This window comes from Cellulomonas massiliensis JC225 (assembly GCF_000312005.1).
GTDB classification, from domain to species: Bacteria; Actinomycetota; Actinomycetes; order Actinomycetales; family Cellulomonadaceae; genus Cellulomonas; species Cellulomonas massiliensis.
Map to the genome: position 1 here is coordinate 1,587,793 of NZ_HE978588.1, position 5,998 is coordinate 1,593,790.

A 5,998-nucleotide genomic window follows, 5' to 3' on the forward strand; every position below is an offset into this window, starting at 1 on the left:
CCGGCGCGCCGGGGCCCTGGCCGGCCTGCGCGCGGGCCGCGCGGCGCGAGCGGCTGACGACGAGCCAGACCGCGGGGCCGATGACCGGCACCACGACGATGAGCGCGATCCACGCGAACCGGGGGCCGCCCAGGCGGTCGTCCTCGTCGCTGCCCCACACGTCGATCACCGTGTAGACCACGAGACCGAGGTACAGCAGGTACAGGAGGTTGCGCACGCCTCCAGGGTAGACGCGCCGCCTGGGGGCCGCCCGGTCGCCGCGGGTCCCGCGCGGACCGCCGGAGCGGGACGGGACGCGCTCCGGCCGACCTATCCTGAGGGGGTGCCCGTCGTGACCTACACCCTGCTGCGCCTCGCCCTGTTCGCGCTCGCGACGGCGGGCGTCTGGTTCGCCGGCATGCGCTCGTGGCTGGCCCCCGTCGTCGGGGTCCTGCTGGGCTACGCGCTCGGCTACGTGCTGCTCGGGCGCCAGCGCGACGCCGCGGCGGCGTACGTGCAGCGGCGCTCCGAGGGCCGCCCGCACCGCGGCACGGCGACCGACGAGGACGCGGCCCTCGAGGACGCGGCCGTCGACGCGGCGCTGCGCGACGAGCCCGCCGCCGCGCGCCCGGACGAGGGCCGCCAGGGGCCGGCCGGCGGGGACGCGCGCTGACGCGCTAGACCCAGAGCCCGATCGCCAGGAGCACGCCGAACGCGAGCTCCAGCTGCCCGGTGAACGCGAGGACCGGCACGAGCGCGCGGCCGCTCGCCCCCAGCCGCACGACGACCGCGAGGATCACGGCCGGTGCGAGCAGGATCAGCACGAGCAGGCACCACGGCGCCCACGCCGCGCACGCGGCGCCGAGCACGACGGGCAGGATGACGAACGCGCCGTAGAGCTGGCGCGCGCGCCGCTCGCCCAGCCGCACCGCGAGGGTCCGCTTGCCGACGAGCGCGTCGGTCGGCACGTCCCGCAGGTTGTTCGCCATGAGCAGCGCGCAGGCCAGGAGCCCGACGGCGACGGCGCCCAGGTACGCCGGACCCGAGAGGCGGCCCGCCTGCGTGTACGTGGTGCCCAGCACCGCGACGAGGCCGAAGAAGACGAACACCGCCACCTCGCCGAGCCCCCGGTAGCCGTAGGGCCGCCGGCCGCCGGTGTAGAACCACGCCGCGACGATGCACAGGGCGCCGATCGCCAGCAGCCACCACTGGCCGGACAGCGCGACGAGCGCGATGCCGAGCAGCGCGGCGACCCCGAACGCGCCGAACGCCGCTGCCTTGACGTGCCCCGGGCGTGCCGTGCCCGAGGCGGTGAGCCGCATCGGCCCGACCCGGTCGACGTCCGTGCCGCGCACCCCGTCGGAGTAGTCGTTCGCGTAGTTGACGCCCACCTGGAGCGCCAGCGCGAGCCCGAGCGCGAGGGCCGCGGCCCCGAGGTGCTCGGAGCCGAGCTGCGCCGCCGCGCCGGTCCCGACGAGCACGGGGGCGGCGGCGGCGGGCAGGGTCCGCGGGCGGGCGCCCGCCACCCAGTCGGAGAGGGTCGTCACGTGGGGCTCCCGTCGGTGGGGGTCGGGTCGGCGGTGGGGTTCCTGGTCGAGCCGCCGGGCGAGGACGACGGCACGGGCGCTGCGGCCGCCCGCGCCGCGAGGCGGGCCGCGGCCGTGCGGTCGACCTTGCCGGAGGGGCGCAGCGGCAGCGCGTCGACGAGCACCACCCGCCGCGGCACGGCGGCGCGCCCGAGCCGCTCCCGCACGGCGGCGCGGAGCGCGTCCTCGTCGGGCTCCGCGGCGCCGGGGACGACGACGGCCACGACGGCCTGCCCCCACTCGTCGTCGGGGACCCCGACGACGCACGACTCCGTCACGCCGGGCACGCTCGCGAGGACGTCCTCGACCGCGGCCGGGGCGACCTTCTCCCCGCCCGTCACGAGCACGTCGTCGAGGCGCCCGTGCACCGCGAGCCGGCCGCCGGCCCAGCTGCCGCGGTCGCGGGTGCGCAGCCAGCGCTCGCCGTCGAGCCGCACGAACGCCTCGTCGTCCAGGTCGGGCCGGCCGACGTGCCCGCTCGCCAGCACGTCGCCCGTCAGCAGCACGCGGCCGTCGTCGTCGACCCGCACGCGGACGCCGTCGAGCGGCACGCCGTCGTACACGCACCCGCCGCACGTCTCCGTCATGCCGTAGGTCGTGACGAGCCGCACGCCGGCCGCCCGCAGGGCGTCCAGCAGCGGACCGGGCGTGGCGGCCCCGCCCACGAGCACGGCGTCGAAGGTGCGCAGCGCCGCTACCGCGTCCGGGTCGCCCAGCAGCCGGGCCAGCTGGGTCGGGACGAGGGACGTGAGCCGGCGGCCCGCGCCGAGGCGCGCCGTTGCGGCCACGAAGCGGTCGGGGCGGAACGGGGGCTCGAGCACGACGGGGACCGTGCCCGCGAGCACCGAGCGCACCATCACCTGCGCGCCGGCGACGTGCTCCAGCGGCAGGGCGAGGAGCCACCGGCCGCCGCCGCCCAGGCGGGCCGCGGTCGCCGCGGCCGAGGCGCGCAGCGCGTGCGCCCCCAGGGCGACGGGCTGGGGCTCGCCGGTGGAGCCCGAGGTGCGGACCACGAGGGCGGTGCCGGCGGGGACCCGCAGGGGCGGGGCCGACGCGTCGGCCGCGGAGCCCGTCGGGGCGACGAGCTCCAGCGGGGCGTCGCCGCCCAGCGCCGTCGCCACGGCCGCCCTCACCTCGTCGACCCGGTCGAGGCGGGCGGGGAGCACGCGCACGGACCGGTCCACGGGCACGAGCCTAGGCGGACGGTGCCCCCCGATCGCGCCGCGCCGGCACCGGCGGGCCCGGCGGAGGTCGTGAGATGCACGTCCGGTGAACGTCGCGTGGCCGATTGCGCCCGGGCGCCGCGGCCGTGGCACCCTGTCCGGGCAACGCGGGCCGCGAGGGGCGGGCCCGCCGGGACAGAGGCGGACAGACGTGGTGAGGACGAGCCGGACGACGACGCTGCGGCGGCGGTGGGCGACCGTGACGGCGGGGGCGCTCGTGACGGCGCTCGCGGCCTGCTCGAGCCCGCAGACGCCGCCCCCGACGCCCGACGTGACGGTCGCCCCGACGGTCACGGCGACGAAGACGGCGGCGCCGACGCCGCCGAAGCCGCCGGCCGTCCACCCGCTCACGGGCGTCGAGGGGAAGCCGGCCAAGCGACCCGCGCTCGCCGTGAAGGTCGAGAACACCTCGGCCGCGCGGCCGCAGACCGGCCTCGAGCAGGCGGACGTGGTGTGGGAGACCGTGGTCGAGTTCCAGGTCTCGCGGCTGGTCGCCGTCTTCCAGTCCCAGGTGCCGAAGGAGATCGGCCCCATCCGCTCGGTGCGGCCCATGGACCCGCTGATCGTCCAGCCGCTGCAGGGGCTCCTCGCGTTCTCGGGCGGCCAGGGCGGGATCGTCGCCAAGGCCCGCTCGAGCGCGCAGATCCTCAGCAACGACCTCGGCGTCGACGGCATGTACCGTTCGTCGGCCCGCCCCGCGCCGCACAACGTCTACGCGAACCCGAAGACGCTCTGGAAGCAGGCGAACGGCTCGCGCGACGTGCCGCCGGGCGAGCAGTTCCTGTTCGCGCGCTCGGCGGACGAGGCGGCCGCGGCGTCCGAGGGCAAGGCCGCGAAGAAGCTCGCCTTCTCGCTGTCCAGCGCCGCCAAGCCGACGTGGTCGTGGGACGCCAGGAGCCGCACGTGGCTGCGCTCCGAGGGCTCGACGCCGTCGAAGGCGATGAGCGGCAAGCGGCTGTCCGCGGTGAACGTCGTGTCGATCGTGGCCCGCCACCCGGACTCGGGGTACAACGCCCAGGGCGGCGCGGCGGTGCCCACGTACCGGCTCGTCGGCCAGGGCAAGGGGATGATCGCGCAGGGCGGCAAGACGGTCACCGTGGTGTGGAAGAAGTCCTCGCCGGGCGCGCCGCTGCGGCTCTTCCTGCCCGGCGGGAAGCCGGCCACGCTCGCCCCGGGCAACACCTGGGTGGAGCTGGTGCCGCAGGGCGACGGGTCCGTCACCGTCAGCTGACCGACGTCTCCGCCCGGAGGATGACCCCGACCCACGGCCGGCATCCTCGGGGATGACCGGCTGACGCGGACGTCGCGACCGGCGGCCGACGCGGCACCGGGCCGCTCCCGGCGAGCCTGGTGCCATGACCACGCACCTGCCCACGCACCGTCCGTCCTTCGCCCGCCCGGCGCTGCCGGCGGCCTCCCGTGCGCGGCGCGAGCGCACGCACGACGCCACGCCGCCCGCCCCGGACGCCGAGCCGTCCGCGCCGGAGCTGCCGGGGGTCGTCGAGCACGACACCCGCTCGCTCGGCGCCGTCGTGGCGGCCGGCCTCGTGCTGCTCGGCCTCGTCGTCGGCGTCGCGCTCGTCGCGTCGCAGCTGCTGGACGTCGTCGCCTGGTCGATGCACGGCTGACGCGCCGTCCGGACGCCCACCCGGCTCCGGGGCCGGCGGCGGCCTCAGTAGGCGTACGGGAAGCCGGACCAGTCGGGCTCGCGCCGCTGCAGGAACGCGTCGCGCCCCTCGACCGCTTCGTCGGTCATGTAGGCGAGGCGCGTGGCCTCGCCCGCGAACACCTGCTGCCCGGCCAGCCCGTCGTCGGCGAGGTTGAACGCGAACTTGAGCATCCGGATCGCCTGCGGCGACTTCGTCGCGATGACGCGGGCGTACTCCAGCCCGACCTCCTCGATCGTCGCGTGGTCGACGACGTCGTTGACGGCGCCCCATGCGTACGCCTCCTCGGCGGAGTACTCGCGGGCCAGGAAGAAGATCTCCCGGGCGCGCTTCTGACCGACCTGCCGGGCCAGCAGCGCCGAGCCGTAGCCGCCGTCGAACGAGCCGACGTTGGCGTCGGTCTGCATGAAGCGGGCGTGCTCGCGGCTCGCGACGGTGAGGTCCGCGACGACGTGCAGCGAGTGGCCGCCGCCGGCGGCCCAGCCGTTGACGAGCGCGACGACGACCTTCGGCATCGTCCGCATGAGCCGCTGCACCTCGAGGATGTGCAGCCGCCCCGCCCGGGCCGGGTCGACCGACTCCGCGGTCTCGCCCTCGGCGTACCGGTAGCCGTCACGGCCCCGGATGCGCTGGTCGCCGCCGGAGCAGAACGCCCACACGCCGTCCTTGGGGCTGGGCCCGTTGCCCGTGAGGAGCACCGTGCCGACGTCGGACGTCGTGCGCGCGTGGTCGAGGACGCGGAACAGCTCGTCGACGGTGTGCGGCCGGAACGCGTTGCGCACCTCGGGGCGGTCGAACGCGACGCGCACCACGGGCAGGTCGCGCCAGCCGGCGCCCTCGGCCGCCTGCTCCGGGCTCGGGCGTGCCACGCCGCGGTGGTACGTGAGGTCCGTGAGGTCCTCGAAGCCCTCGACGGTCCGCCAGCGCCGGGGGTCGAACGTGTCCGAGACCTGACGGGGCAGGGGCGGCTCGGGCGTGGCGGGCGTGGTCGCGGGCGTCGTCGGCACGCGCCCACCCTACGCGGCGACGCCGTTCTGGTACGCTCGTACCAGAACGGCGCGCGACGGCGGGACCTGCCACCCGGTGCGCCGCTGCCGGGCCCCGCCCGGCGTGGAGGTCGCTGCCATGGCATGGATGGTCCTCGTGGTGTCCGGGCTGCTCGAGGCGGTCTGGGCACTCGCCCTCAAGGAGTCGAACGGCTTCACGCGGCTGTGGCCGAGCGTCGTCTTCGTGGCCGGTCTGGCCGCCAGCATGGGCGGGCTCGCGATCGCGCTGCGCACCCTGCCGGTCGGCACGGCGTACGCGGTCTGGGTCGGCATCGGGGCCGTCACCACCGCGGTCCTCGCGATGGCGTTCCTCGACGAGCCCGTCACGGTGCTCAAGGTCGTGTCGATCCTCCTCATCATCGCGGGCGTCGTGGGCCTCAACCTGGCGGGCGGCGGGGCGCACTGATGGGCGCGCCCCCGGAGCGCGAGCCGGCGGAGCGCGGCACCGCGCCGGTGCGCACGGCCCGCGGCCGCCGCCGGCGCGACGAGCTGGTCGA

General features: G+C 77.0%; 8 protein-coding genes. 4 read left to right on the forward strand and 4 right to left on the reverse strand.

Annotated elements, in window-relative coordinates; all coding sequences use genetic code 11:
* The coding region (locus tag HGCM_RS17460) for a PLDc N-terminal domain-containing protein (protein WP_019136247.1) at positions 1 to 217 on the reverse strand (217 nt) is incomplete at its 3' end.
* Between the two features lie 105 nt (positions 218 to 322).
* Between HGCM_RS17460 and HGCM_RS07570 the strand changes: the two genes are divergently transcribed.
* Complete coding sequence (locus tag HGCM_RS07570; protein ID WP_019136248.1) at positions 323 to 652, forward strand: DUF4229 domain-containing protein; 330 nt, start codon at positions 323 to 325, stop codon at positions 650 to 652.
* A 4-nt stretch (positions 653 to 656) separates the two neighbouring features.
* Here the strand turns inward: HGCM_RS07570 and HGCM_RS07575 are convergent, their stop codons facing one another.
* On the reverse strand, positions 657 to 1,526 hold the full coding sequence (locus HGCM_RS07575) for a 1,4-dihydroxy-2-naphthoate polyprenyltransferase (RefSeq protein WP_019136249.1): 870 nt from the start codon (positions 1,524 to 1,526) through the stop codon (positions 657 to 659).
* Positions 1,523 to 2,749 carry an o-succinylbenzoate--CoA ligase gene (gene menE, locus HGCM_RS07580; RefSeq protein ID WP_019136250.1) on the reverse strand — a complete coding sequence of 409 codons (1,227 nt, stop codon included), beginning with the start codon at positions 2,747 to 2,749 and terminating at the stop codon, positions 1,523 to 1,525. The genes HGCM_RS07575 and menE overlap by 4 nt, the downstream gene beginning before the upstream one ends.
* 193 nt (positions 2,750 to 2,942) lie before the next feature.
* Here menE and HGCM_RS07585 point away from each other — a divergent pair, with 193 nt between their 5' ends.
* Together HGCM_RS07585 and HGCM_RS20065 are read left to right on the forward strand one after the other, a co-directional pair.
* On the forward strand, positions 2,943 to 4,019 hold the full coding sequence (locus tag HGCM_RS07585) for a DUF3048 domain-containing protein (RefSeq protein ID WP_246119444.1): 1,077 nt from the start codon (positions 2,943 to 2,945) through the stop codon (positions 4,017 to 4,019).
* 124 nt (positions 4,020 to 4,143) lie between these two features.
* Positions 4,144 to 4,416: a hypothetical protein gene (locus HGCM_RS20065; protein WP_019136252.1), complete on the forward strand. Its 273-nt coding sequence runs from the start codon at positions 4,144 to 4,146 to the stop codon at positions 4,414 to 4,416.
* A gap of 44 nt (positions 4,417 to 4,460) precedes the next feature.
* Here HGCM_RS20065 and HGCM_RS07595 read toward each other — a convergent pair whose 3' ends face one another.
* Positions 4,461 to 5,462: a 1,4-dihydroxy-2-naphthoyl-CoA synthase gene (locus HGCM_RS07595; RefSeq protein ID WP_019136253.1), complete on the reverse strand. Its 1,002-nt coding sequence runs from the start codon at positions 5,460 to 5,462 to the stop codon at positions 4,461 to 4,463.
* A gap of 118 nt (positions 5,463 to 5,580) precedes the next feature.
* Here HGCM_RS07595 and HGCM_RS07600 point away from each other — a divergent pair, with 118 nt between their 5' ends.
* Positions 5,581 to 5,907, forward strand: coding sequence for a DMT family transporter (locus HGCM_RS07600; RefSeq protein WP_026075332.1), 327 nt, complete (start codon positions 5,581 to 5,583; stop codon positions 5,905 to 5,907).
* Positions 5,908 to 5,998: the final 91 nt, after the last annotated feature.